We start from the raw sequence: 26,960 nt of genomic DNA on the forward strand, positions 1-26,960 counted from the left end.
CCCGGCCGGTCCTCGCGTCAACGGTTCGGCGGGTGCCGCCGTCCGCGGCCCCGGCCCGAACCGGCCCGGGACCTGGCCCGTTACCCAGACGTTGCCGGGTGGGTTGCCGTCCCTCCCGCCCGGCAGGGTAGCGTCGGTCCTGCCATGGACATCGCCTACATTCCCAGCCCGTCGACCGGAGTGATCCATCTCGGACCGCTTCCGCTGCGCGGCTACGCGTTCTGCATCATCATCGGCGTCTTCGTAGCCGTCTGGTACGGCAACAAGCGCTGGGTCGCCCGGGGCGGCAAGGCCGGGACGGTCGCCGACATCGCTGTCTGGGCCGTGCCGTTCGGCCTGGTCGGCGGCCGGCTCTACCACGTGATCACCGACTACCAGCTGTACTTCAGCGAAGGTGAGAACTGGGTCGACGCCTTCAAGATCTGGGAGGGCGGCCTCGGTATCTGGGGCGCGATCGCGCTGGGCGCGGTCGGCGCCTGGATCGGCTGCCGCCGCCGCGGTATCCCACTGCCCGCCTGGGCCGACGCCCTCGCGCCCGGTATCGCCTTCGCTCAGGCGATCGGCCGCTGGGGCAACTGGTTCAACCAGGAGCTGTACGGCCGCGAGACCGACGTGCCCTGGGCACTGAAGATCAGCGAGGGCGCGAACCGCGAGGCGGGCCTGTACCACCCCACGTTCCTGTACGAGTCCCTGTGGTGCATCGGCGTCGCGCTGCTGGTCATCTGGGCCGACCGGCGCTTCAAGCTGGGTCACGGCAGGGCGTTCGCGCTGTATGTCGCCTCGTACTGCGTCGGCCGCGGCTGGATCGAGTACATGCGCGTCGACGAGGCGCACCACATCCTCGGCCTGCGGCTGAACGTCTGGACCTCGATTCTGCTCTTCCTGCTGGCGGTCGCGTACATCGTGATCTCGTCGCGGCTGCGGCCGGGACGCGAGGAAGTGGTGGAGCCGTCGGTGGCGGAACTGTCGAAGCGCGACGAGGCGGCGGATCCGGAGGACGGCGCTCCGCAGGACGAGGCCGGTACGGCGAAGTCCGAGGACGCGTCGCCGGCGGATGCGGCTGATGCGGCGGAGTCGCCGGGCAAGGCGTGACGGTGGTGCGCCGCGCGCCTGCGGCGTGCCTTCCCCCACCCCCAACCCCCCATCCCGCCCTTTTCCCAACCGGGCCCCGGCCCGGACCCGCGCCCCGCACTGTGTTTCCGGGGCTCCGCCCCCGGGCCCCCGTTGGCTCGCGGTGCCGGTGGGCGCTCGCACCTCCGGCCACCCCCATGGCCTGGCGGCCGGCGGAGGCGCCCTCAGAGCCGGTCGGTCCTGGCGGGGCCCGCGCCCGGGGCCCGCGCCTCAATCGCCGGCGGGGATTGAGGCGCCGCCCCCGTCAGTCCCGCTCGCCCTCGCCCTCGCCCTCGCCCTCGCCCTCCCGCTCCGCCAGCGCCAGCGTCCGACGGGCCGCCGCCACCACCGCCGCGTCCACGAAGCGGCCGTCCGGCAACGCCAGCGCTCCCGCGTCTGCCGCGGCAGCCTTGACGATCTCCTCGGCCGCCTCGATCTCCTCCCGGGTCGGCAAGAAGGCCCGTTCGATGACGGGCAACTGCCGCGGATGGATGGCCGCGCGGCCCAGGAAGCCGAGGGAGCGGCCGTGGGAGCAGGAGGCGTAGAGGCCGTCGAGGTCCAGGATGTCGGGGAAGACCGACTGGGGCGGCGGCGCGAGACCGGCGGCCCTGGCTGCCAGCACCGTACGGGTGCGCGGCCAGTCCAGACCGGCGTCGCCGCGCAGTCCGAGGTCCGCCCGGAGATCGGACTCGCCGAGTGCGATACCGGCGATCGCGTCGTGCGCCGTGGCGATGGCGTACGCGTGCTCCACCGCGAGCGCCGACTCGATGAGCGGGTACAGCGGGACGCCCGGTGCACGGGCCGCGATCTGCTGGACGTCAGTGGCGTATGCGACCTTGGGGATACGCAGTGCACTGAGGCCCGGCAGCTCGGCGAGGGCCTCCACCTCATGGGGGGAGTTGATGCGGACATGTACGGGGACAGGCTGGGGAGCCGACAGCAGTTCGACCGTGGCGTCGAGGGCGTACGGCTTGCGCCCCTGGGCGACGGCGTCCTCCAGGTCGACGATGACGATGTCGGCGTCGGAGGCGAGCGCCTTGCGTACTACCTCGGGGCGGTCGCCGGGGACGTAGAGCCAGGTGAGAGGGATGGTCATAGCGCCCCTTGGGTGCGTAGTGCGGTGATGTCGGCAGGCGTCAGGCCGACTTCGGCCAGGACCTCTTCGGTGTCGGCGCCGTGCGGACGGCCCGCCCACCGGATGCCGCCAGGGGTCTCCGACAACCGGAAGAGCACGTTCTGCATACGCAGCGGGCCGAGCTCCGGATCCGGGACTTCGGTGATGGTGCCCAGCGCCCGGTACTGGGCATCGTCCATGACGTCGCGGATGTCGTAGACGGGAGCGATCGCGGCCTCCGCCTTCTCGAAGGCGTCGACTGCCTCGTCCCGGGTGCGGCGGGCGATCCAGCCGCCGACGGCGGCATCGAGTTCGGCGGCGTGCTCGGCGCGGCCGCTGCCGGAGGCGAACCAGGGCTCGTCCACGAACTCGGGCCGGCCCACCAGGTGCATGACGCGTTCGGCGACGGACTGGGCGGAGGTGGAGACGGCCAGCCAACTGCCGTCCGCGGTGCGGTAGATGTTGCGGGGGGCGTTGTTGCGGGAGCGGTTCCCGGTGCGTGGCTGTACGTATCCGAGCTGGTCGTACCAGAGCGCCTGCGGTCCGAGCATCGCCAGGATCGGTTCGATGATCGCCAGGTCGACGACCTGGCCGCGGCCGGTGGTGGCGCGGGCGGTGAGCGCGGTCATGACGGCGTAGGCGGCGGCGAGGGCGGCGACGGAGTCGGCGAGACCGAAGGGGGGCAGCGTCGGCGGGCCTTCCGGTTCGCCGGTGGCGGCGGCGAAACCGCTCATGGCCTCGGCGAGCGTGCCGAAGCCGGGCCGGTGGGAGTACGGGCCGAACTGCCCGAAGCCGGTGATCCTGGTGAGGACCAGCCGGGGGTTGGCCTCGCTCAGTTCCTCCCAGCCGAGTCCCCATCTCTCCAGGGTGCCGGGGCGGAAGTTCTCGACCACCACGTCCGCGGTCGCGGCGAGACGCAGCAAGGTGTCCCGCCCGCCCGGGGCTGACAGATCGAGGGTGACGTTCCGCTTGTTGCGGCCGAGGACCTTCCACCACAGGCCGACACCGTCCTTGGCGGGCCCGTGGCCACGTGAGGGATCCGGGCGGGTGGGGTGCTCCACCTTGATGACCTCGGCGCCGAAGTCGCCGAGCATCGTGGCGCACAGCGGGCCGGCGAAGAGGGTCGCGAGGTCGAGGACGCGCAGACCCCGCAGCGGAAGGGGCGCAGAGGAGGAGGCGCTCATGAGGCGGCGTCGATCTCGGAACGGTACGGCATGGAGGAGGACGCTCCCGGGTGCTGGACGGACAGGGCGGCGGCCGTGCAGGCCCAGGCCAGGCTCTGCGTGACCGGTTTCTTCTCGCCGAGCGCCACGGCGAGGGCGCCGACGAAGGTGTCGCCCGCCGCGGTGGTGTCCACGGCCGTCACCGAAGGAGCGGGGACGGTGATCGGCTCGGTGTCGCGGGCGGCGTAGAGGCAGCCCGCCGAGCCGAGGGTGATGACCACCGCGGGGACCTGGCGCAGCAGTTCCTGCGCCGCGGAGTGCGGGTCGGCGATGCCGGTGATCGTGGCGGCCTCGTGCTCGTTGGGGACCAGCAGATCGGTGGCGGCGAGGAGTTCGGGCGGCAGTGGCTGGGCGGGGGAGGGCGTGAGGACGGTCCGCACCCCGTGGCGGCGGGCCGCCTCGGCACCGTCGAGCACAGCGCTGAGCGGGAGTTCGAGCTGGAGGAGCAGGGTGTCGGCGGTGGCGATGAGGGCCTCCTCCCCGTGGGCGAGGGAGGTAACGGTGCCGTTGGCGCCGGGGATGACGACGATCGCGTTGCCGCCCTCGTCGTCGACGACGATGTGCGCCGTGCCGGAGGGACCTTCGGTGGTCCTGAGCAGGTCGGTGTCGACACCGCAGGACTCGAGCGTGTGGCGCAGTTGCGGGCCGAAGGCGTCGGAGCCGACCGCGCCGATCATCGCGACCTCACCTCCGGCGCGGGCGGCGGCGACGGCCTGATTGGCGCCCTTGCCGCCGGGGATCGTACGGAACTCGCGTCCGGTGACGGTCTCCCCGCGCTTCGGCGCGTGCGCGACGAAGGCGACGAGGTCCATGTTGGTGCTGCCGAGCACCACGATGCCGGTCATGGGCGGTGGGCCTCCTTGAGCGTGAGACGGGCGAGGGTGTCGAAGCCGACGCCGTCGAAGCCGGCGACGGAGGTCGCGAGCCGGTTCTTCAGCGGGGCGGTCCAGCGGTCGGGCAGGGCGCCCGGGTGTCCGGCCAGCAGGCCGGCGAGCGAACCGGCCGTCGCACCGTTGGAGTCGGTGTCGAGTCCCCCGGAGACGGCTCGGCAGATGGAGCCGGTGAAATCGCCGTCGGCGTGGGTGAGGGCGGCGGCGAGCAGTGTGGCGTTGGGGAGGACATGGACCCAGTGGTAAGCGCCGTACTGGCGGTGGATGCTGTCGACGACGTCGGCGAAGTCGGCGTGGGCGCGGGCCGCTTCGACGCCCGAGCGCACGGCTGCGGCGTAACGCGAGCGGGGCGGGACGACGGTCAGCCCGGCGGCGATCGCCCCGTGCACATCGACGCTGCCGGCGGCCGCCGCGGCGACGGCGGCCGCGGTGAACATGGCGCCGTACACACCGTTCGCGGTGTGGGTGAGTGCCGCGTCCCGGTACGCCTGGGCGGCGGCGGCCGCGGGGGCGCCGGGATTGGTCCAGCCGTGGACGTCGGCACGGATGGCGGCGCCGATCCACTCACGGAACGGGTTGCGGTGACAGGCGGTGTGCGGCGGCTCGATGCCGCAGAGGAGGTTGCGGTAGGCGACGCGCTCCGCGGTGAACGTCCGCCCCGCGGGCAGCTCGTCCAGCCAGAGCCGTGCCACGTCGGTGGTGGTGAAGTCCCTGCCGTGCCGCTGGAGGAGCAGAAGACCGAGGAGGGGGTAGTTGAGGTCGTCGTCCTCCGGCATGCCGTCGATGTTCTCGGCGAGCGAGTTCGGCGCGCTGCGCCGGTTCCAGGGGTGGGCGGCGGCGAGCTCCTCCGGCAGGCCCCTGGCGGTGAACCAGGTGGTGAGCGGCCAGTTGCCGGTGGCGCGGGCGATGTCACGGATCGCGTGCAGCGGCAGCTTCTCGACGGGCTTGCCCAGCAGGCACCCGACGGCGCGCCCGAGCCACGCGGCGTGCAGCACGTCCTCGAGCCCGCGGTTCCGCCCGGGCCGTTGGTCGGATGCCGCGTCCTCGTCCGACGCTTCGCCGGCCCCCCGGACTCCGGCGCGCGACGCGCGGATCAGGGACAGGGACGTCGGCTCGTCCCCTGCCAGCGGGGAAGGCAGTCGGGCCAGCTCGTCCAGCAGCTGCTCTGCCAGTGCGCGCAATTCCGGTGACACCGGCCTTGGCGACGCGCCCGCGCGCTCCGGAGCCGGTGTCCCGCCCGCCCTCAGCCATCGGTCGCGGACGGCGGCCACGTCCCTGCCGTCCTCCTCCGCCTGGCGCAGTTCGTGGCCGATCAGATCCTCCGGCTGCACCCAGGTCAGACGCAGCGTTCCTGTCATCGCGCGGTGACCGTCAGGGAGGTGAACGCCGCCTCGTGGGCCCGGCGCCGCTCCCTGTCCAGGGCGTAGATCTCCCTTGTCACATCGGCCAGTTCGGCGGCCGGTGCGTGCAGGTCGACACGGCTTGCCTCCGCGACCCGCTTGGCCCACTCGGCCGGTACGGCCGCCGCGCCGTTCAACGCGCCCACGATCGCCCCCGCCATCGTGGCGATCGAGTCGCAGTCGCGGCCGTAGTTGACGGACGACAGGACCGTACGGCGGTAGTCGCCGCCGCCGACGAGCAGCATGCCGAGCGCGATCGGGAGTTCCTCGATGGAGTGGAGGCGGGAGGGGCGGCGGGCGCCCAGCGACGGTGCCCGGTAGTCGGGGCCGACGGTGTCGAAGGGCGCGACCGCCGCCCGCAGCGGTACCAGCGCCGACTCGAAGTCGGTGTACCGCGCGGCCGCTTCCGCCACCGATTCGATCGCCGCCTGGGTGCCGTCCTTCGCCAGGGCCATCGCCGTCTCGACGACCGACGTGGGCGTGGCGCCCGGCAGGCACGCCGCGGCGACGGCCGCCGCGAACACCCCGGCCGCCTCCCGCCCGTACGAGGACTGGTGCGCTCCCGCGATGTCGATGGCCTCGGCGTACGCGGCCGCCGGGTTGGCCGCATTGACCAGGCCGACCGGCGCCATGTACATCGCGGCACCGCAGTTGACGATGTTTCCCGTGCCCGCTTCGCGCGGGTCGTGGTGTCCGTAGTGCAGCCGCGCGACGAGCCACTTCTCGGCGAGGAACAGCCGCTGCAGGGGAATGGCCTCGGCCTCGAGCTCGGGAATCCAGCGCGGGTTGGTGATGAGATCGGGGACGAGGTGGTCGGCCACGGCGTACGCGTCGAGGTGGTCGCGGACCGTGGCGTACACCCCGATCAGCGCGTGGGTCATCAGGGTGTCGTCGGTGATGTGGCCGTCGCCCTTGTGGTACGGGGCGATCGGGCGGGCGGTGCGCCAGTCCTCCCCGTGCCACGGGCCGACGATGCCGCTGACCCGCCCGCCGTGGCGCTCCAGGATCTGGTCGGGCGCGTAACCCTCGACGGGGCCGCCGAGGGCGTCGCCGACAGCCGCTCCGACCAGGCTGCCGGTGATCCGGTCGTCGAGTGGGAGAGTCGGGGCCGCCGCTTCCGCGGCCGTGTTCGTCACCGCCGTAGTCGTCGTCATGTCCGAATTGTCCACCTGGGGTGGCTGTGTTCGGCGGACCTCGCGCCGGGTTTCGGTCAACCCGCGCCGGACAGGGGGCCGGTCGCCCGCCCTGTCGCAGGGCACAGCGCGGCTTCGAGCAGCGCGGCGAGCTCCACGAGATCCGTCCCGGCGAGGCGGGGCAGCGCGCAGCCGGCGAGCGTCCGGCAGGCGTCCCGCCATGTGATGGGCATGGCCGCGCCGCCACCGAGCGCTCCGGTCAGCGCGCCCGCGAGAGCGGGGGCGGAGTCCGCGACACGGGAGAGACAGACGGCCGTGGGCACAGCCTCCGCGACCTTGCCGCGCGCGGCGGTGGCGACGGCAAGCGCGACCGGTACGGTCTCCGCGGCCGCGATGCCGTAGCTGTAGACGTGGTCGACGATCTGGTGCTCGAGCAGGGGTACGAGTTCGAACGCGCCCGACGCGTCGCGGGCCAGCTTGACGGCATGGTGCGCGTTACGGCCGATCTCGGTGGCCTCGGGGAGTTCGGCGAGCGCGGCGTCGACGGCGTCGTCCACGCCGGCGCCTCCGAGCGCGGCGGCGACGGCGGCGGCCATGGCGCGGGCGCCGTGCACCCCGTCGCCGTCCTGGGTGTACCGGGCGTCGAACTCGGCGAGCACGGCGGCGCCGGCCGGATCGCCCGGGTGGACCACGGCGAGCACGACGGCCCGCACACAGGCGGCGTCGTCGAAGTAGTGCGGATTGTCGTGGCCGGTCGCCGGGGGGCGCAGCCCGGTCGCCAGATTGCCGAGCCCCGCGCGCACGGAGATCCGGGCACGCAGGGGAAGTACGGCGGACTCGACCTCTGGCGCGCGCTCAGCGGCCGCGGCGACCTGACCGGCGAGCGAGTTCCACGCGAGGTCGATCGCGGCACGCATACGGCGGGCCGGGGCGAGGTGGTGGAAGAGCTCCCCGGCGGCGGTGAGCACGGTCTGCGCGGCGAACGCCGCCCATTCGGCGTCGTCGGAGGGGCCGAGCCGGAGCGGCTCCGGCGGCTGGTTGAGCGCGATGGGGACGGGGAGGGTCGTCGTGGCGTTCTGTTCGGCGAAGGTGTCGAGCTCCCGGGTGAGGCGCCGCGTCCACTCGGGCATGCGCGCGGCCCGGTGCCGGGCGGCCGGCCATCCGGCGGCGTCACCGGCCGCGAGCCCGAGGAGCAGCCCCTCGATACGCCGCCGATCGTCTCCGAGTGCTGGGAGGACCTCGTCGCGCGGGCCGCGTTGCGCGCCGGCACCGACCGTGTCTGCCCGGATACCGTGAATCCGGCCCGTGTACCGCGGACCGCGCCGGTCTGCGCCGCCTTCCGACGGGGCGCCGTCCACCGGTGGGCGACGCGGCGCCATGGTGCCCCCGGCCTGACCGTCCCCCGCCGCGGCGGTGTGCGCGAGGGGTGTCGTCGCCGTCCGGGCCGGCACCGCCGTCCGGCCGGTGGTCGTCCCGTGCCCGGCGGGCGTCGCCTCCGGCGTTTCGCATCCGGAGGCGAGCTGCGGCGCGGTCGCGCGGCCGGCGGGTGGCGTGCCCGGCGCGGCTGCCAGACCGGCGAACGTTCCTTCCAGAAGCCCTGGCCCGGCGACCGTTGCCGCCCGCGTCAGGTCCCGGACGGCACCCGGCCCCCCGCCGGAGGGCTGACCCGGGGCGCCGGCCGCCCCGGGCTCGGGGGTGCGTTCCCTGTAGGGGGCGGACCCGTGGGCCGCGTCGGCCGGGGTCACGGGGTGTCGCCGGGGTCGTCGTCCGGGGTCAGCAGGTCCGCGATGTCCAGCACGTGGTAGCCGCGCATCGACGGGAGGCAGCTGCCGCGGACCGGAGTGATCGCCGACGCCCACTCCTCGGGGATCGCTCCCGAGCCGGCGACCGAGCCGGCCAGCGCACCCGCGACCGCCGCGGTGGTGTCGGCGTCGCGGCCCATGTTGACTGCGGTCAGCACCGACGTGCGGAAGTCGCCCCGCGCCGCCGCGAACGCGCCGAACGCCAGGCCGACGGCCTCCGGCGCCAGGTCCGTCCACGGGTAGCCACCGATGACGACCGCCGAGCGGACCGCCCGCTCCATCGACAGCGTGTCCGGGTACGTCCGACCCGCCGCGACGACCGCGCGGCGCATGGAGCGGGCCGTCCAGGAGTCCATCGGCACGACGGACAGCGCCGCGCCGATCACTCCCGCCGGTCCCGCCCCGCCCATCGCCGCCGCGACCCCCGCCGCCACGGCCCGGCCGCCGTAGATGCCCTCGCCGTCGTGGCTGACGCTGCCGTCGATCGTCACAAGCCGTGCGGCCTCCGCAGGCCGGCCGGCCGCGAAGACGCCGAAGGGAGCCGCCCGCATCGCGAGACCGTCGCTCCATGCGTGCCGGTGCTGGGCCGAGATCGGGGCGGCGAGGCCCCTGCGGAGATTTTCCAGGGTGCCGCGCTCGCTGAAGCCCGCCCCCCGGAACGGTCCTTCGTCCAGGTCGGCGATCCACTGGTGCCACGCCGACTCGACGTGGGCCACGGTGAGCGCGGAGCCGTGCCTGGCGAGCAGCAGGCCGGAGAAGATCGCGTACTCGGTGTCGTCGGTGCCCGCGGGGTCGTCGCTCACGAAGTCCTCGATACGGCCCCAGCGGCGACGGATCTCCGAGGGGCGCAGGTTCTCCGCCGGCGCCCCGAGCGCGTCACCGACCGCGAGGCCGAGGAGCGCGCCGCGGGCCCGGTCCAGCAGGGCGGCTGCGGAACCGGAGCCGGATGCTGCCAGCACTTCCATGAAGGTCCCCTTCGCGCGCGCGAGCCTTGTTCCCGGATCTGTGCCACGAGCTGCGCACGACGAGTCGGAGAAACGTTTCTGTCACCCGCTTCGCCCATTCCTGAGGCGCAAGTAAGTAAAGCCTGCCTTGCTGGTACGCCCCTTACATTCAGCGTATCTTCGAGGACGCCGAAGGGGAGCCGCGCCAACCAGGGCCGCTGCCGGAGAAGGGGAGATCCGTGTCCATCATCGAAACCGAAGCCGCACTTCACGAGGCGCACCGTGACAACCACACGCACCGTGACGTCAACGGCGGCTGGCTGCGCCCGGCGGTGTTCGGGGCGATGGACGGACTGGTCTCCAACCTCGCGCTGATGACCGGCGTCGCAGGCGGTGCCGTCTCCCAGCAGACGATAGTGATCACGGGCCTGGCCGGTCTCGCCGCGGGCGCGTTCTCGATGGCGGCCGGCGAGTACACCTCCGTCGCCTCCCAGCGGGAGCTGGTCGAGGCCGAACTGGCCGTGGAGCGACGGGAGTTGCGTAAGCACCCGGTCGACGAGATGGAGGAGCTGGCGGCGCTGTACGTCGCCCGCGGAGTGGAGCCGGCGCTCGCCCGCGAGGTTGCGATGCAGCTCTCGAAGGATCCCGAGCAGGCGCTGGAGATCCATGCCCGGGAGGAGCTCGGCATCGACCCGGACGACCTGCCCTCGCCCCTCGTCGCCGCGCTCTCCTCCTTCGGTGCGTTCGCGCTCGGCGCGCTGCTGCCGGTGCTGCCGTACCTGCTCGGTGCGAGCGCGCTGTGGCCGGCGGTGCTGCTGGCGCTCGTGGGACTCTTCGCCTGTGGTGCCCTGGTGGCGAAGGTCACGGCCCGTGGCTGGTGGTTCAGTGGCCTGCGCCAGCTGGCTCTCGGCGGCACGGCCGCCGCGGTCACATACGGTCTGGGTGCGCTCATCGGCGCCGCTGTGTGACGCCGCGCACCCCCTGGAATCGCGCCGCACCGGCAGTGCCTGAGCCGGTGCGTTCGCTTTTTCGGGATTTGTCACGGACCCTGTGACGTACGTCCTGCCGCGAAGTCGCCTCAGGGTGAGACACTATGCAAGGCGCAACATAAGTAGCCGTTACCCGGTGGTTTCGATTCCGCAATCCCGGGGCATCAGCCGTAGACGCTGTGGGCAATGAGGCCTGCTCTGCGAACGTCCTCCGGACATCCGGTCAACGCCGAATCCGTCCGTCGGACCCCCTTCACCGCTGACGCGGTGTCCGCATGCTGGAATGGGCTATCCGCTTTCCGAGAAGCACTCCATCATGTAACCTGCACGAAATTTCGCGGAGGGCCAACGTCGTCCCTCGGCACTGCACATGCCACGACGACGACGGGAGAGCCGATGCGTTCCGACGCCTGGTCGCCCATGGACGGTCGCCCCGCCCCCCAGGGGATGTACGACCCCCGTAACGAACACGACGCCTGCGGTGTCGGGTTCGTGGCCACCCTCACCGGTGTTGCCAGCCATGAGCTGGTCGAGCAGGCGCTGACCGTACTGCGAAACCTCGAGCACCGCGGTGCCACCGGCTCCGAGCCCGACTCCGGCGACGGCGCGGGCATCCTGCTCCAGGTCCCCGACGCATTCCTGCGTGAGGTCACCGACTTCGACCTGCCCGCGGCCGGCTCGTACGCCGTGGGCATCGGCTTCCTCCCGGCGGACGCCGAGGACAACGAGGCCGCCATCTCGAAGATCGAGACGATCGCCCGCGAAGAGGGCCTGACCGTCCTCGGCTGGCGCGAGGTCCCCGTCACCCCCGACCTCCTCGGCAACGGCGCCCGCGCCACCATGCCCGGCTTCCAGCAGCTGTTCGTCGCCGACGGTGCCAGCGAGGGCATCGCGCTGGACCGCAAGGCCTTCGTGCTGCGCAAGCGCGCCGAGCGCGAGGCCGGTGTCTACTTCCCGTCGCTCTCCGCGCGCACCATCGTCTACAAGGGCATGCTGACCACCGGCCAGCTGGAGCCCTTCTTCCCGGACCTCTCGGACCGGCGCTTCGCCACCGCCGTGGCGCTCGTCCACTCGCGGTTCTCCACGAACACCTTCCCGAGCTGGCCGCTGGCCCACCCGTACCGCTTCGTCGCGCACAACGGCGAGATCAACACGGTCAAGGGCAACCGCAACTGGATGCGCGCCCGTGAGTCGCAGCTCGCCACCCAGCTCTTCAACTCCGGCGCCGGCAAGATCGACCGGATCTTCCCCGTCTGTACCCCGGACGCCTCCGACTCCGCGTCCTTCGACGAGGTCCTGGAGCTGCTGCACCTCGGCGGTCGTTCGCTGCCCCACTCCGTGCTGATGATGGTCCCCGAGGCGTGGGAGAACCACGACTCCATGGACCCGGCCCGGCGCGCCTTCTACCAGTACCACTCCACGATGATGGAGCCCTGGGACGGCCCGGCCTGCGTCACCTTCACCGACGGCGTCCAGGTCGGCGCGGTCCTCGACCGCAACGGCCTGCGCCCCGGCCGCTACTGGGTCACCGACGACGGTCTCGTCGTCCTCTCCTCCGAGGTCGGCGTCCTGGACATCGACCCCGCCAAGGTCGTCCGCAAGGGCCGTCTTCAGCCCGGCAAGATGTTCCTCGTCGACACCGCCGAGCACCGCATCATCGAGGACGACGAGATCAAGTCCGCCCTCGCCGCCGAGCACCCCTACCGGGAGTGGCTGGAGGCCGGTGAGATCGAGCTCGAGGACCTTCCCGAGCGCGAGCACATCGTCCACACCCACGCGTCCGTCACCCGTCGCCAGCAGACCTTCGGCTACACCGAGGAAGAGCTGCGCGTCATCCTGGCGCCGATGGCCCGCACCGGCGGCGAGCCGCTCGGCTCCATGGGCACCGACTCGCCGATCGCGGCCCTGTCCGAGCGCCCCCGGCTGCTGTTCGACTACTTCACCCAGCTGTTCGCGCAGGTCACCAACCCGCCGCTGGACGCCATCCGCGAGGAGCTCGTCACCTCGCTGCACTCCTCGCTCGGCCCCCAGGGCAACCTGCTGGAGCCGACCGCGGCGTCCTGCCGCAGCGTCACGCTGCCCTTCCCGGTGATCGACAACGACGAGCTGGCCAAGCTCATCCACATCAACGCCGACGGCGACATGCCCGGCATGAAGGCCGCCACCCTGTCCGGCCTCTACCGGGTCTCCGGCGGCGGCGACGCCCTGGCCGCCCGTATCGAGGCGATCTGCGGCGAGGTCGACACCGCCATCGAGGGCGGCGCCCGCCTGATCGTCCTGTCCGACCGCCACTCGGACGCCGAGCACGCGCCGATCCCGTCGCTGCTGCTCACCTCCGCCGTGCACCACCACCTCATCCGCACCAAGCAGCGCACCCAGGTGGGCCTGCTGGTCGAGGCCGGCGACGTCCGCGAGGTCCACCACGTCGCGCTGCTCATCGGCTACGGCGCCGCCGCGGTCAACCCATACCTTGCGATGGAGTCCGTCGAGGACCTGGTCCGCGCCGGCACCTTCATCGAGGGCCTGGAGCCCGAGAAGGCCATCCGCAACCTGATCTACGCCCTCGGCAAGGGCGTCCTGAAGGTCATGTCCAAGATGGGCATCTCCACGGTCGCCTCCTACCGCGGCGCGCAGGTCTTCGAAGCCGTCGGTCTCGACGACGCCTTCGTCGAGAAGTACTTCAACGGCACCGCCACCAAGATCGGCGGCGCGGGCCTCGACGTCATCGCCAAGGAGGTCGCCGCCCGGCACGCCAAGGCGTACCCGGCCTCCGGCATCGCCGCCACGCACCGCGCGCTGGACATCGGCGGCGAGTACCAGTGGCGCCGCGAGGGCGAGCCGCACCTGTTCGACCCGGAGACCGTCTTCCGTCTGCAGCACGCCACGCGCAACAAGCGGTACGACATCTTCAAGAAGTACACGGACCGGGTGAACGAGCAGTCCGAGCGGCTGATGACGCTGCGCGGCCTGTTCGGCTTCAAGTCCGGCCGCGAGCCGATCTCCATCGACGAGGTCGAGCCCGTCTCCGAGATCGTCAAGCGCTTCTCCACCGGCGCCATGTCGTACGGCTCCATCTCCAAGGAGGCGCACGAGACGCTGGCCATCGCCATGAACCAGCTGGGCGGCAAGTCCAACACCGGCGAAGGCGGCGAGGACCCGGAGCGCCTGTACGACCCCGAGCGCCGTTCGTCCATCAAGCAGGTCGCTTCCGGCCGCTTCGGCGTCACCAGCGAGTACCTGGTCAACGCGGACGACATCCAGATCAAGATGGCCCAGGGCGCCAAGCCCGGTGAGGGCGGCCAGCTGCCCGGCCACAAGGTGTACCCGTGGGTCGCCAAGACGCGTCACTCGACGCCCGGCGTCGGCCTCATCTCGCCGCCGCCGCACCACGACATCTACTCCATCGAGGACCTGGCCCAGCTGATCCACGACCTCAAGAACGCCAACCCGGCCGCTCGCATCCATGTGAAGCTGGTGTCCGAGGTCGGCGTCGGCACGGTCGCCGCCGGTGTCTCCAAGGCCCACGCGGACGTCGTCCTCATCTCCGGCCACGACGGCGGTACGGGCGCCTCCCCGCTGACCTCCCTGAAGCACGCGGGCGGGCCCTGGGAGCTCGGCCTCGCCGAGACCCAGCAGACCCTGCTGCTCAACGGCCTGCGCGACCGCATCGTCGTCCAGACCGACGGCCAGCTGAAGACCGGCCGCGACGTCGTCATCGCCGCGCTCCTCGGCGCCGAGGAGTTCGGCTTCGCGACCGCGCCGCTCGTCGTCTCCGGCTGCGTCATGATGCGCGTCTGCCACCTGGACACCTGCCCGGTCGGCATCGCCACGCAGAACCCGGTGCTGCGCGAGCGGTTCTCCGGCAAGGCCGAGTTCGTCGTCAACTTCTTCGAGTTCGTCGCCGAAGAGGTCCGCGAGATCCTCGCGGAGCTGGGCTTCCGCAGCGTCGAGGAGGCCGTCGGCCACGCCGAACTCCTCGACACCGAGCGGGCCGTCGACCACTGGAAGGCCCAGGGCCTCGACCTCGACCCCCTCTTCCACGTGCCCGAACTGCCCGACGGCGCGGTGCGCCACCAGGTCGTCGAGCAGGACCACGGCCTGGAGAAGGCCCTCGACAACGAGCTGATCGAACTCGCCGCGGAGGCGCTGAGCGCCGCCACCGCCGAGGACGCCCAGCCGGTCCGCGGCCAGGTCGCGATCCGCAACATCAACCGGACCGTCGGCACCATGCTCGGCCACGAGGTGACCAAGAAGTTCGGCGGTGCGGGCCTGCCCGACGACACCATCGACATCACCTTCACCGGTTCCGCCGGCCAGTCCTTCGGCGCGTTCGTGCCGCGCGGCATCACGCTGCGCCTCGAGGGCGACGCCAACGACTACGTCGGCAAGGGCCTGTCCGGCGGCCGTGTGATCGTCCGCCCCGACCGGGGCGCCGACCACCTGGCCGAGTACTCCACCATCGCGGGCAACACCATCGCCTACGGCGCCACCGGCGGCGAGCTGTTCCTCCGCGGCCGGACCGGCGAGCGCTTCTGCGTCCGCAACTCCGGTGCGCTCGTCGTCTCCGAGGGCGTCGGCGACCACGGCTGCGAGTACATGACCGGCGGTCACGCGGTCGTCCTCGGCGAGACCGGCCGCAACTTCGCGGCGGGCATGTCCGGCGGCATCGCGTACGTGATCGACCTCGACCGGGACAACGTCAACTCCGGCAACCTGCAGGCGATCGAGTCCCTCTCGGAGACCGACAAGCAGTGGCTGCACGACGTCGTGCGCCGCCACCACGAGGAGACCGGCTCGACCGTCGCCGAGAAGCTGCTGGCCGACTGGTCCGGGAACGCGGACCGGTTCAGCAAGATCATCCCGACCACGTACAAGGCAGTGCTCGCCGCCAAGGACGCCGCTGAGCTCGCCGGTCTCTCCGAGCAGGAGACCACCGAGAAGATGATGGAGGCGGCGACCAATGGCTGACCCCAAGGGCTTCCTGACCACCGGGCGCGAGGTCGCCAAGACCCGTCCCGTCGAGGAGCGCGTCAAGGACTGGAACGAGGTCTACGTTCCCGGCTCCCTGCTGCCGATCATCAGCAAGCAGGCCGGCCGCTGCATGGACTGCGGCATCCCGTTCTGCCACAACGGCTGCCCGCTCGGGAACCTGATCCCCGAGTGGAACGACTACGCCTACCGCGAGGACTGGGCCGCCGCCTCCGAGCGGCTGCACGCCACCAACAACTTCCCGGAGTTCACCGGCCGTCTGTGCCCCGCTCCGTGCGAGGCCGCGTGCGTGCTCGGCATCAACCAGCCGGCCGTCACCATCAAGAACGTCGAAGTCTCCATCATCGACAAGGCATGGGACTCCGGCGACGTCACCCCGCAGCCGCCGGAGCGCCTCTCCGGCAAGACCGTGGCCGTCATCGGCTCCGGCCCTGCCGGTCTCGCCGCCGCCCAGCAGCTCACCCGCGCCGGCCACACCGTCGTCGTGTACGAGCGCGCCGACCGCATCGGCGGACTGCTGCGGTACGGCATCCCCGAGTTCAAGATGGAGAAGGTGCACATCAACCGGCGCATCGAGCAGATGCGCGCGGAAGGCACCAAGTTCCGCACCGAGGTCGAGATCGGCCGCGACATGCCGGCCGACGCGCTGCGCCGCCGCTACGACGCGGTCGTCGTCGCGGCCGGTGCCACCGTCTCGCGCGACCTGCCCGTCCCCGGGCGTGAGCTGAACGGCGTCCACTTCGCCATGGAGTACCTGCCGCTCGCCAACAAGGTGCAGGAGGGCGACTTCGTCGCCCCGCCGATCACCGCAGAGGGCAAGCACGTCGTCGTCATCGGCGGCGGCGACACCGGTGCGGACTGCGTCGGCACCGCCCACCGCCAGGGCGCGGCGTCCGTCACCCAGCTGGAGATCATGCCGCAGCCGGGCGACGAGCGGAACGCCAACCAGCCGTGGCCGACGTTCCCCATGCTCTACAAGGTCACCTCCGCGCACGAGGAGGGCGGCGAGCGGGTCTACTCCGTCTCCACCACCCACTTCGAGGGCGACGAGGACGGCAACGTCCAGGCGCTCCACCTGGTCGAGGTCTCCTTCGAGGACGGTAAGCTCGTCCAGAAGCCCGGCACCGAGCGTCGCATCCCGGCGCAGCTGGTCACCCTGGCGATGGGCTTCACCGGCATCGACCAGTCCAACGGCCTGGTCGAGCAGTTCGGCCTCGACCTCGACGAGCGCGGCAACGTGGCGCGGGACGCGGACTTCGCGACGAACGTCGACGGCGTCTTCGTGGCCGGCGACGCGGGACGCGGCCAGTCGCTGATCGTGTGGGCGATCGCCGAGGGCCGCTCGGCGGCGCGCGGTGTGGACCGCTACCTGACGGGCGCGAGCGCCCTGCCGGCACCGATCCGGCCGACGGACCGGGCGCTGACGGTCTGACCGTCCGCCCCCCTTTACGTCCCGTACAACGGCGTACGGAACTGAACACGGCGCCTGCCATGTCCCCGACCGGACCGGCAGGCGCCGTGGCGTTCCCCGAGGCGCCGGTGCGGAGCCGTCCCCACCCATCTTCCCGACACCGGGACGGCCCCCGGACCAGCTCCGCCCTCCCGGGCGGAGACGGCCCCGGACCAGTTCCGCCCTCCCGGGCGGAGGCATGCCGGCTCCGCCCCGGGCTCCGCTCCGTGCTCTGGCCGGTGTACCGTGCTCCGCCCTGGCCCGTTCAACGCGCTCCGTGCGGCGTTCGGGCTCCGCTCCGTGCTCCGGACGAATGACCGGGCTCCGCCCGGACCGGCGCCGCTCCGTCAGACAGGGGTCCGGGGCTTCGCCGGGGTCCCGGACCGCGCTTCGGGCGTGTCCTCAATGTCCCCCTACGGCCTGGGCGGCCGTGGGAAGTGCCGCCCGACGGGCGGGAATTGCCGCTGCGCGGCAACCAGCCCGCGGGCGGCGGAGTTTCGCCTCGAGAGGCCGTCCCGCGGTGCGGCGGGAAGGGGGCGGGCTGGGGTGGGGAACGAGCCCGTCGGCGTGTCAAGGGCGCCCGGCGACCGCCCCGTTGCCCGCGCTGCCCGGGATATCGTCGGACCGCCGTACCCCACCCCGTCCGACGAAACGGAGCCCGCATGGCCGTCAGCCTCCAGAAGCTCGAGCAGAGCGCCCCTGCCCTGGTCAGCCTCTACAAGACCGCGGGCGTCTCGCTCCGGAAGCACGGCCTGCACGGGCAGCGCGCCGCCGTATATCTGGTGGTCGACTACTCGGGGTCCATGAAGGAGTACTACAAGGACGGCAGCGTCCAGGCCCTCGCCGACCGCGTCCTCGGGCTGTCGGCCAATCTCGACGACGACGGCACCGTCCCCGTCGTGTTCTTCTCGACCGACGTCGACGCGGTGACCCACATCGCGCTGGAGAACCACCACGGCCGGATAGAGGAGATCGTCTCGGGCCTCGGGCACATGGGGAAGACCAGCTACCACCTGGCGATGGACGCCGTCATCGACCACTACCTGGACAGTGGTTCCACGGCACCCGCGCTCGTCGTCTTCCAGACCGACGGCGGTCCGATCAACAAGCTGGCCGCCGAGCGCTACCTCTGCAAGGCGGCCAAGCTCCCGCTCTTCTGGCAGTTCGTCGGCTTCGGCAACAAGCGGAGTTCGCAGTTCGACTTCCTCAGGAAGCTCGACGAGTTGGCCGTCCCCGTCAAACGCCCCGTCGACAACGCGGGCTTCTTCCACGCCGGCCTCGACCCGCGCCAGGTCCCCGACACGGAGCTGTACGACCGGCTGGTGGGGGAGTTCCCGCAGTGGCTGGCGGCGGCGCGCGCCCAGGGCATCGTCCGCTGACCCGCTGACCCGCTGACCCGCTGACCCGCTGACACGAGGCAGCGGCCGCCACGGCCGGCCTCGGCCCCAGGGGGCCCTTGCCTCCCCGTCGCCCCGCCGTGGCCCGTGCCCCCTTCCAGGACGGCGCGCCGTCACCGCACCGGCACGCCACACGGAAACCGGGAGACGCGGAAACCGGACACGAGGTGTCGGGCTTCCGCGGTTCCATGGAGCAATGACGTCTTCCACGTGGGCAGCCTTCCGGGCGGCCGAACCCTCTTTCGCCGAATCCGTCCAGAGCCGTTTCGAGCGGTACCGGCATCACGTCCTGGCCACCCTCCGCAAGGACGGCTCGCCCCGGCTGACCGGCCTGGAGGTGAACTTCCGCTTCGGTGAGCTGTGGCTCGGCATGATGGCGGACTCGTTCAAGGCCCGGGACCTCGCGCGCGACCCGCGTTTCGCCCTGTACACGAACCCGGGGGCCGACGACGCGATGGACGGCGGGGACGTACGGATCTCCGGGCGGGCCTACGAGGTCACCGAGCCTGAGGCCAAGTCGCGCTTCGTCGAGGACGTCAAGCCGCCGGAGCCGTTCCACCTCTTCCGCATCGAGCTCGACGAGGTCGTCAGGACATCGGTGGAGGGAGACGAGCTGGTCGTACGGTCATGGAGTCCCGGCGGCCCGGTGCGTACCCAGCGGCGCCGCTGACGAGAATGCGACGATGACCGGGCGTGTCATGATCGCGCTTTCCGGGCGCCGGCGTGCTAGGGTGAGGTAGTTGCAGTTTTGGTACCCATGAACTTTGTGTGCGCCTGACGGGAATGCTTCCTCAGGCGCACATTATTGTTTCCGGCTTCTCCGGATGGGGGTCAAGGCGGCGACAGGAAATTCACGAGGTGTGAATTTTCGGCTTGCCCCTGTTTTAGGAGAATGACATGGCTACTGGAACCGTGAAGTGGTTCAACTCGGAAAAGGGCTTCGGCTTCATCGAGCAGGACGGCGGCGGCGCCGACGTCTTCGCCCACTACTCCAACATCGCCACCTCGGGCTTCCGTGAGCTCCAGGAGGGCCAGAAGGTGACGTTCGACGTCACGCAGGGCCAGAAGGGCCCGCAGGCGGAGAACATCCTCCCGGCCTGATCGCCGGGCTCGTATCTCGCAGCTCCTGCAGCCGGGGCCCGCACCTTCGTCGGTGCGGGCCCCGGCTCTTGCTGTCCACCGGCCCCAGGAAGGCACATTCCGCATGAACCGCTCCGAACGACCGGACAGAACCGCCGGCAGAAATCGTCACACCGGTGGCAATCGTCCCGGCGCCGGAAATCGATACGGCTCGGGCAAGAAAACCGGCTCTGGAAAGGCGAGCGCCCGCAGCGTGGCGCCCCCGCAGGAGTTCACCCTGCCGGAGACCATCACCCCCGAGCTGCCCGCCGTCGCGGCGTTCGACGAGCTGGACATGCCCGCCGCCCTGCTGAAGACGCTCGCGGCCCAAGGCGTCACCGAGCCCTTCCCGATTCAGGCCGCCACGCTCCCCAACTCCCTCGCCGGCCGGGACATCCTCGGGCGAGGCCGCACCGGCTCGGGCAAGACGCTCGCCTTCGGGCTCGCGCTCCTCGCCCGGACGTCGGGACGCCGGGCCGCCGCCCGGGCGCCCCTCGCGCTCGTGCTCGTACCGACCAGGGAACTCGCGCAGCAGGTCACCGACGCTCTCACCCCCTATGCGACGGCGCTGCAGTTGCGGCTCGCGACCGTCGTCGGCGGCCTGTCCATCACCAAGCAGGCCGGTGCCCTGCGGCGCGGCGCCGAAGTGCTCGTGGCCACGCCCGGACGGCTCAAGGACCTCATAGAACGCGGCGACTGCGCACTCGGCGACGTCGCGATCACGGTTCTGGACGAGGCCGACCAGATGGCCGACATGGGGTTCATGCCGCAGGTCACGGCGCTGCTGAAGCAGGTCGAGCCGGGTGGTCAGCGGATGCTGTTCTCCGCGACCCTCGACGCGAACATCGACCGGCTGGTGCGGATGTTCCTCACGGACCCGGTGGTGCACTCGGTCGACCCGTCCGCGGGTGCGGTCACCACGATGGAGCACCACGTGCTGCACGTGCTGGACGAGACCGACAAGAAGGCCGTCGCCACACGCATCGCGGCCCGTGACGGCCGGGTGATCCTCTTCGTGGACACCAAGCGCACCGCCGACCGGTTCGCCAAGCGGCTGCTGGCCAGCGGTGTACGGGCCGCCGCCCTGCACGGCGGCCGGTCGCAGCCGCAGCGCAACCGGACCCTTGACCAGTTCAAGAACGGGCAGGTCACGGCGCTGGTCGCGACGAACGTCGCGGCGCGCGGGATCCACGTCGACGACCTGGACCTGGTCGTCAACGTCGATCCGCCCGTAGACCACAAGGACTATCTGCACCGCGGTGGCCGCACCGCCCGCGCGGGTGAGTCCGGCAGCGTCGTGACGCTGGTCCTGCCGGAGCAGCGCCGCGAGATGACCCGCCTCATGACGAACGCGGGCATCAGCCCGCGCACGGCACGGGTGAAGTCCGGCGACGACGAACTCAGCCGGCTGACGGGGGCGCGGGAGCCGTCGGGTGTCGCGGTGACGATCGAGGTCCCGCAGCCGGCCGTCGCGCCCGCCGCTAAGAGCGGCTCGTCGTCGCCGTCGCGCCGTCGGCGCCGCCGACCGGGGTCGGCGGAGGCGCCGTCCCGGGCGGCGCGGGGTGCGTCGGGGGAGGCGCCGTCCCGGGCGTCGTCGCGGCGGACCGCCGGGCAGGGCGAGCCGGCGGGCGGCGGTGGCCGCCGCGGTCGTGGCGGCGGCGGGGGCCGGGGGGCCGCCGGACGGGCGTCGGGCTGACGTCCGGTGGTGGACGGGGGCGGCGCGCCGACGGCCGGTCCTTTCCCCACTGCCCTTCCCGAACCGCGGCAAGCCCCGGGGCCGCGCCACCCCGGGGGCGGGAGACGGGGCTCCGCCCCGGACCGCCGGTACCGCGTTTCGCACGGTGTCCTCAGTACCTTCTACGGCCTGGCGGCCGTAGAAGGTGCCCTCGGACGGGATGGAATCTCCGCTGCGCGCGGCGAGCCGGCCCCGCCCGGCGGCGAATCTCATCTCGTCGGCGTTCGAGGCGCGGGTTCGGGAGCGCAGTCCTCGACATGAGGGGCAGGTTCCGGCCGGTCCGGGGCACCTGGAAACGGGTTCAGGTGTCGCATTCGAGAACGGTCCGGCACAGGCCGCAACGGGCCCGCACCCGTCCCCGCACGGGTACCCGGACGCGCTGGTGGCAGGTGGAGCACGGGAAGGAGACCCGCAGTCCGTCCGGTCCCTGCTCGAAGGCGTACGCATACGGTCCTGCGGGCTGGTCGCCCGGGTGCTCCTGGGCGCGGCGCCGGTCCTTGGCGTAGCGGAGGCGGCCCAGCCGGCCGGCGGTGGTCAGCGGGGGCTGCTGAGCGTCGAGCAGTGCCCTGGCCCGGCCCTTGGTGTAGGCGTGGTACGCCTGCGGGCTGGTGAACCAGGTGCGCGGGTCCTCGTCGAAGGCCAGTGCCCGGCCGGCGAGGACGTAGCCGAACTCCTCCGGGGTCAGATAGCCGAGCTTCTGACTGGAGACGGCGTCCTCGCGGAAGGCGTCCAGCAGCAGCCAGCCCGCGCCGAGGTAGGTGGTCACGGTGTCGGTGAGGATCTCGTTGTCGCGGGTGCCGGGGAACGACAGGTCGAGCCGGTGCAACAGCACATGGGTGATCTCGTGCGCGAGGGCCGCGCCGATGTCCCGCCGATGGGTGCGGAATCGGTCGTTCAGCTCGATGAAGTACTCGGGTCCTGCCGTGAGTTCGACGCTCGCCGCATGTTCCATCTCGCGGAAGCTGACGATCACCCGGGCGTCCGGCAGCCGCAGATGGTGCACGAGGGCGCGGGCCACGCGTTGCGCGCCGAGATGCAGATCGTCGTCCTCCCCGAAGGCCACGTCGGCGGGGAGCACGCTGGGGGCGTAGGAGAGCACGCTCTCGGGGGAGAGCCGCCGGTACAGCGCGGTGATCGCCGACCGCACGGTCTCCAGGTGCGGGAAGCCGTGCACCACCTCGCTGCTGCGGTTCGCCACGTCCCGTACCCCCATGCACGCCTGGCGGCTGCTGCGCCTGCTCGGCCGAACGGGCCTTGAACCCACGGCCCGGCAACTCTACGGCCGGGGCGGGGCCGGGCGGCGTCCGCGGGGCCGGGGGATTGGCCGAAAGGTGCTTCTTGTGGTGTCCGCTGACCGGTCCCATACTCCGGACAACGTGTTGTCGGGCGCATGTCATAAAGCTCTGGCCTGGCGGGCGTTCCCCTCAACCCCCCACGAGAGGCAGTCCGTTGAAGTTTCTGAGCACGCTCAAGAGATGTCTCGCCGCCGGTGCCGTCGTCCTCGCCGCCGTCAGTCTCCAGCCCACCTCCGCCTCTGCCGCCCCGCCGCCCGTGGTGGGCGGCACCCGTGCCGCCCAGGGTGAGTTCCCGTTCATGGTCCGGCTCTCCATGGGCTGCGGCGGTGCGCTCTACGCCAAGGACATCGTGCTCACCGCCGCCCACTGCGTCAGCGGCTCCGGCAACGACACCGGCATCACCGCCACCGCCGGCGTCGTGGATCTCCGCAGCTCCAGCGCCATCAAGGTCCGCTCCACCAAGGTCCTGCAGGCCCCCGGCTACAACGGCACCGGCAAGGACTGGGCCCTGATCAAGCTCGAGCGGCCCATCGACCTGCCCACTCTGAAGATCGCCGACACCACGGCCTACAACAACGGCACCTTCACCGTCGCCGGCTGGGGCGCTGCCCGTGAGGGCGGCACGCAGCAGCGCTACCTGCTCAAGGCCCAGGTCCCGTTCGTCTCCGACGCCGCCTGCGGGCAGGCCTACGACGAACTCGTCGCGAACGAGGAGATCTGCGCCGGCTACAACGAGGGCGGCGTCGACACCTGCCAGGGCGACTCCGGCGGCCCCATGTTCCGCAGGGACACCGCCGGCGCCTGGATCCAGGTCGGCATCGTCAGCTGGGGCTACGGCTGCGCCAGGGCCGGGTACCCCGGCGTCTACACCGAGGTGTCCACCTTCGCCTCCGCGATCAGGTCCGCCGCCGCGAACCTGTAGAGCACCGGGCACACAGGACGGGCAGGCCCCGTGGCCTGCCCGTCCGCCCCTTCCCCCGCAGGCGCACCGCGCGTTCCGCCCGCCGCACGCTCCAGCTCCAGCACCCACACCTCGTTCCCGCCCGTACGCAGCACCGGCCCCGGGACGTACAGCGGCGGGACCGGCCCGGCCGACCAGTGACGGATCGTCATCGCACCCGCGAAGCATTCGTCCCAGCCTGCGGCGGGGTCGGGCCCGTAGTGGTGGGGGACGCCGGGGATGAGCCGAGGCGCAGGATGCAGCGCCAAGGACCATCTCCTCGGCATCCGGCTGGGCCGGGCCGAGGAACTCCTCGCCGGCACCGACCTGCCCGTCGCCGCCGTCGCCCGCCGCGTCGGATACGAAGACCGGCGTACTTCTCCCGCCTGTTCACCCGCCGTCTCGGCCTCGCCCCAATCCGCTTCCGGGAACAGCAGGGCAGGAGTCCCCGGCGGCTGGAGCAGCCGCGTCCCGGACCCTGAACACCCGCCGACCGTCCACGCCACCTCGACGTAAGCTGCCTGACCATGACCACGAGGGACATCGACGAATCCGTGCGCGCCGAGCTGAACCGCCTGCGCGAGAGCATCGACAACATCGACGCGGCCGTCGTCCACATGCTCGCCGAGCGATTCAAGTGCACCCAGCAGGTCGGCCACCTCAAGGCGGAACACCATCTGCCGCCCGCCGACCCCGCCCGCGAGGCCCGCCAGATCCAACGGCTGCGGCACCTCGCGGAGAGCGCGAAACTCGACCCGGCGTTCGCGGAGAAACTGCTGAATTTCATCGTCGCCGAGGTCATCCGCCACCATGAGCAGATCGCCGACCGGCCGGGCCGGCGCGAGCCCGGTGTGCGCTGACAGCGCAATCACCACCCCGTGTGCTGAGCCGGGCCCATCAGGCAGCATGGGCCCATGTCCGTACTGACGCGCGGCGAAGCGCAGACCCGAGCCCGTCAACTCGACGTACACCGGTACACGATCGACCTCGATCTCACCACCGGCGACGAGAACTTCGACTCACGAACCGTCATCCACTTCACCGCGAAAGCGGCAGGGGACAGCTTCGTCGAGATGAAGCCCGCCGAACTCCGCTCCATCACGCTCGACGGACAGCCCCTCGACCCCGCCCGCCTCACCGAGAACCGGTTCCCCCTCACCGGCCTCACCGCCGGCGAGCACGAACTGCGCATAGACGCGCAGATGCGCTACTCCCGCACCGGTGAAGGCATGCACCGCTTCACCGACCCCAGCGACGGCGAGGCGTACGTCTACACGCAGCTGTTCATGGACGACGTCCAGCGCGTCTTCGCCGCCTTCGACCAGCCCGACCTCAAGGCCGTCTTCGAGGTCACGGTCACCGCTCCCCGGAGCTGGACCGTGCTCGGCAACGGCGTCGCCACCCACGACGGCGACGGCCGCTGGACCTGCGCCCCCACCCCGCTGCTGTCCACCTACCTCGTCGCCGTCGCCGCCGGCCCCTGGCACTCCGTACGCACCGAACACGCCGGACTGCCCTTCGGCATCCACTGCCGACGCTCGCTGGCCCCCTACCTCGACGCGGACGCCGACGAACTCCTCGACATCACCCGGCAGTGCTACGACCGATACCACGAGAAGTTCGAGGAGCCCTACCCCTTCGACTCCTACGACCAGGCCTTCGTCCCCGAGTTCAACGCCGGCGCCATGGAGAACCCGGGCCTCGTCACCTTCCGCGACGAATTCGTCTACCGCTCCGCCGTCACCGACACCCAGCGCCAGACCCGTGCCATGGTCATCGCCCACGAGATGGCCCACATGTGGTTCGGCGACCTCGTCACCCTCAAGTGGTGGGACGACATCTGGCTGAACGAGTCGTTCGCCGAGTACATGGGCTACCAGACGCTCACCGAAGCCACCCGCTTCACCGACACCTGGACCGACTTCGCGATCGCCCGCAAGGCCTGGGGCTACGACGCAGACCAGCGGCCCTCCACCCACCCCGTCGCTCCCGACCCCGAGGCCGTCCCCGACACCGCCTCCGCGATGCTCAACTTCGACGGCATCTCCTACGCCAAGGGCGCCTCCGCCCTGCGCCAGCTCGTCACCTGGCTCGGGGAGAAGGACTTCCTCGCCGGCATCAACACACATTTCGCCCGGCACAAGTTCGCCAACGCCACGCTCGCCGACTTCATCGACTCCCTCGCCGCGGCCACCGACCGCGACGTGCATGCCTGGGCCGAGTCCTGGCTGCGCACCACCGGCGTCGACACCCTCACCCCGACCGTCACCGACACACCCGGCGGCTGGACGCTGACCGTCGCACGCGACGGCAGCCGCCCCCACCGCATCGCCGTCGGCGCATACGACACCGACCCCATCGACCCCGGCACGCTCGTGCTCCGGGACCGCTTCGAGACCGACGTGCCGAACGACGGCGAGACACTGCCGCACCCCGGACGCCGCCCCGCGCTCGTCGTCCTCAACGACGGCGACACCAGCTACGCCAAGGTCCGCCTCGACGACACCTCCTGGCGCGCCGCCCTCGGTTTGCTGTCCGGCATTCCCGACGCCCTCACCCGCGCCGTCGTGTGGAACGCGGCACGCGACATGGTCCGTGACGGCGAACTCGCCGCCACCGCCTACCTCGACGCAGCCTGCGAACACCTGCCGCGCGAGAACGACCTCGCAGTCGTCCAAGGCGTTCTCGCCTTCGCCGCAGGCCAGATCGCCGACTGCTACCTGCCCGCCGAGGAGCGCCCCGCCGCGCTCACCACCCTCACCCGCATCTGCCGCGACCTGCTGCGCCGCACCGAGGACGGCAGCCACCCGGGACTCCGTCTGACCGCCGTACGCCACTACATCGACGCCGCCGGCCAGCCGGAACCGATCCAGGAATGGCTCACCGAAGGCAGCGTGCCCGGCGGCCCCGAGCTCGACCCCGAACTGCGCTGGCGCATCCTCAGGCGCCTCGCCGTCCTCGGCGCCACCGACGAAGCGGCCATCGCCGCCGAACTCGAACGCGATCCGAGCGCCACCGGCCAGGAAGGTGCCGCCCGCTGCCGCGCAGCCCTCCCCACACCGGAGGCCAAGGCAGCGGCCTGGGCCCGGCTCTTCGCCGCCGACGACCTGTCGAACTACCTGTTCGCGGCGACCGCGCAAGGCTTCTGGCAGCCCGAACAGGCCGACCTCGTACGCGAGTACGTACCCCGTTTCTACCCCGACGCGGTCGCCCTCGCCGCGCGTCGCGGCCCGGCGATCGCCGAAGCGTGCGGCCGCTACGCCTTCCCCGTCCACGCCGTCGACCCGGAGGCGCTCCGCGCGGGCGAAGCGTGCCTCGCCGAACCGGACATCCTCCCGGCGCTGCGCCGCAAACTGGCCGACCAGCTCGACGACTTGCGCAGGGCGCTGCGCGTGCGGGGAGCGTGAGCTTTGGGGTGGGCCCCGCCCCC

The 26,960-nt window shown here is 71.8% G+C and carries 20 protein-coding genes and 1 pseudogene; 12 read left to right on the plus strand and 9 right to left on the minus strand.

Annotated elements, in window-relative coordinates; all coding sequences use genetic code 11:
* Positions 1 to 144 precede the first annotated feature (144 nt).
* Complete coding sequence (gene lgt / locus IE198_RS08155; RefSeq protein ID WP_189884237.1) at positions 145 to 1,092, plus strand: prolipoprotein diacylglyceryl transferase; 948 nt, start codon at positions 145 to 147, stop codon at positions 1,090 to 1,092.
* A 283-nt stretch (positions 1,093 to 1,375) separates the two neighbouring features.
* Here the strand turns inward: lgt and IE198_RS08160 are convergent, their stop codons facing one another.
* From IE198_RS08160 to IE198_RS08190, 7 genes are all read right to left on the minus strand, one after another.
* Positions 1,376 to 2,206, minus strand: coding sequence for an HpcH/HpaI aldolase/citrate lyase family protein (locus IE198_RS08160; RefSeq protein WP_189884238.1), 831 nt, complete (start codon positions 2,204 to 2,206; stop codon positions 1,376 to 1,378).
* The gene (locus IE198_RS08165; RefSeq protein WP_189884240.1) at positions 2,203 to 3,408 is read right to left on the minus strand and encodes a CaiB/BaiF CoA transferase family protein; all 1,206 of its coding nucleotides are present in this window, start codon (positions 3,406 to 3,408) and stop codon (positions 2,203 to 2,205) included. Before IE198_RS08165 ends, IE198_RS08160 begins: the two co-directional genes overlap by 4 nt.
* Positions 3,405 to 4,292: a ribokinase gene (gene rbsK, locus IE198_RS08170; RefSeq protein ID WP_189884242.1), complete on the minus strand. Its 888-nt coding sequence runs from the start codon at positions 4,290 to 4,292 to the stop codon at positions 3,405 to 3,407. The genes IE198_RS08165 and rbsK overlap by 4 nt, the downstream gene beginning before the upstream one ends.
* Positions 4,289 to 5,695 carry an ADP-ribosylglycohydrolase family protein gene (locus tag IE198_RS08175; RefSeq protein WP_189884244.1) on the minus strand — a complete coding sequence of 469 codons (1,407 nt, stop codon included), beginning with the start codon at positions 5,693 to 5,695 and terminating at the stop codon, positions 4,289 to 4,291. Before IE198_RS08175 ends, rbsK begins: the two co-directional genes overlap by 4 nt.
* Positions 5,692 to 6,891, minus strand: coding sequence for an ADP-ribosylglycohydrolase family protein (locus IE198_RS08180; RefSeq protein ID WP_189884246.1), 1,200 nt, complete (start codon positions 6,889 to 6,891; stop codon positions 5,692 to 5,694). The genes IE198_RS08175 and IE198_RS08180 overlap by 4 nt, the downstream gene beginning before the upstream one ends.
* A 56-nt stretch (positions 6,892 to 6,947) precedes the next feature.
* Positions 6,948 to 8,249 carry an ADP-ribosylglycohydrolase family protein gene (locus IE198_RS08185; RefSeq protein ID WP_189884409.1) on the minus strand — a complete coding sequence of 434 codons (1,302 nt, stop codon included), beginning with the start codon at positions 8,247 to 8,249 and terminating at the stop codon, positions 6,948 to 6,950.
* A gap of 362 nt (positions 8,250 to 8,611) precedes the next feature.
* The gene (locus IE198_RS08190) at positions 8,612 to 9,637 is read right to left on the minus strand and encodes an ADP-ribosylglycohydrolase family protein (RefSeq protein ID WP_100106645.1); all 1,026 of its coding nucleotides are present in this window, start codon (positions 9,635 to 9,637) and stop codon (positions 8,612 to 8,614) included.
* A gap of 218 nt (positions 9,638 to 9,855) precedes the next feature.
* On the opposite strand from IE198_RS08190, the gene IE198_RS08195 reads away from it, so the two are divergent.
* From IE198_RS08195 to IE198_RS08225, 7 genes are all read left to right on the plus strand, one after another.
* On the plus strand, positions 9,856 to 10,584 hold the full coding sequence (locus IE198_RS08195) for a VIT1/CCC1 transporter family protein (protein WP_189884248.1): 729 nt from the start codon (positions 9,856 to 9,858) through the stop codon (positions 10,582 to 10,584).
* A 417-nt stretch (positions 10,585 to 11,001) separates the two neighbouring features.
* Positions 11,002 to 15,573, plus strand: coding sequence for a glutamate synthase large subunit (gene gltB, locus IE198_RS08200; protein WP_189884250.1), 4,572 nt, complete (start codon positions 11,002 to 11,004; stop codon positions 15,571 to 15,573).
* Positions 15,566 to 17,026: a glutamate synthase subunit beta gene (locus IE198_RS08205; RefSeq protein ID WP_189884252.1), complete on the plus strand. Its 1,461-nt coding sequence runs from the start codon at positions 15,566 to 15,568 to the stop codon at positions 17,024 to 17,026. The genes gltB and IE198_RS08205 overlap by 8 nt, the downstream gene beginning before the upstream one ends.
* A 680-nt stretch (positions 17,027 to 17,706) precedes the next feature.
* Positions 17,707 to 18,423 (plus strand): vWA domain-containing protein, encoded by a 717-nt coding sequence (locus tag IE198_RS08210; protein ID WP_189884254.1) that lies wholly within the window; start codon positions 17,707 to 17,709, stop codon positions 18,421 to 18,423.
* Between the two features lie 214 nt (positions 18,424 to 18,637).
* Positions 18,638 to 19,111 (plus strand): pyridoxamine 5'-phosphate oxidase family protein, encoded by a 474-nt coding sequence (locus IE198_RS08215; protein WP_189884256.1) that lies wholly within the window; start codon positions 18,638 to 18,640, stop codon positions 19,109 to 19,111.
* 227 nt (positions 19,112 to 19,338) lie between these two features.
* Positions 19,339 to 19,542 carry a cold-shock protein gene (locus tag IE198_RS08220; RefSeq protein ID WP_005318814.1) on the plus strand — a complete coding sequence of 68 codons (204 nt, stop codon included), beginning with the start codon at positions 19,339 to 19,341 and terminating at the stop codon, positions 19,540 to 19,542.
* A gap of 103 nt (positions 19,543 to 19,645) precedes the next feature.
* Positions 19,646 to 21,256 carry a DEAD/DEAH box helicase gene (locus tag IE198_RS08225; protein ID WP_189884258.1) on the plus strand — a complete coding sequence of 537 codons (1,611 nt, stop codon included), beginning with the start codon at positions 19,646 to 19,648 and terminating at the stop codon, positions 21,254 to 21,256.
* Positions 21,257 to 21,596: 340 nt separating this feature from the next.
* On the opposite strand, the gene IE198_RS08230 is transcribed toward IE198_RS08225, so the two are convergent.
* A complete protein-coding gene (locus tag IE198_RS08230; protein WP_189884260.1) occupies positions 21,597 to 22,508 on the minus strand; it encodes a hypothetical protein in 912 nt (303 codons plus the stop codon).
* A 236-nt stretch (positions 22,509 to 22,744) separates the two neighbouring features.
* Between IE198_RS08230 and IE198_RS08235 the strand changes: the two genes are divergently transcribed.
* Positions 22,745 to 23,512 (plus strand): S1 family peptidase, encoded by a 768-nt coding sequence (locus IE198_RS08235; protein ID WP_189884262.1) that lies wholly within the window; start codon positions 22,745 to 22,747, stop codon positions 23,510 to 23,512.
* On the opposite strand, the gene IE198_RS08240 is transcribed toward IE198_RS08235, so the two are convergent.
* Entirely contained in the window at positions 23,455 to 23,799 is a 345-nt protein-coding gene (locus tag IE198_RS08240; protein ID WP_189884417.1) for a hypothetical protein, read from the minus strand. The genes IE198_RS08235 and IE198_RS08240 overlap by 58 nt on opposite strands.
* Here IE198_RS08240 and IE198_RS08245 point away from each other — a divergent pair.
* The 3 genes and pseudogenes from IE198_RS08245 to pepN all read left to right on the plus strand — a co-directional run.
* Positions 23,777 to 24,046, plus strand: a pseudogene (locus IE198_RS08245) (helix-turn-helix domain-containing protein); the annotation flags it as partial. The gene IE198_RS08240 and the pseudogene IE198_RS08245 overlap by 23 nt on opposite strands.
* Before the next feature lie 11 nt (positions 24,047 to 24,057).
* Complete coding sequence (locus IE198_RS08250) at positions 24,058 to 24,390, plus strand: chorismate mutase (protein ID WP_189884264.1); 333 nt, start codon at positions 24,058 to 24,060, stop codon at positions 24,388 to 24,390.
* A 54-nt stretch (positions 24,391 to 24,444) separates the two neighbouring features.
* Positions 24,445 to 26,937 carry an aminopeptidase N gene (pepN, locus tag IE198_RS08255; RefSeq protein WP_189884266.1) on the plus strand — a complete coding sequence of 831 codons (2,493 nt, stop codon included), beginning with the start codon at positions 24,445 to 24,447 and terminating at the stop codon, positions 26,935 to 26,937.
* Positions 26,938 to 26,960 lie beyond the last annotated feature (23 nt).

The organism is Streptomyces xantholiticus (assembly GCF_014651015.1).
Classification (GTDB): Bacteria; Actinomycetota; Actinomycetes; order Streptomycetales; family Streptomycetaceae; genus Streptomyces; species Streptomyces xantholiticus.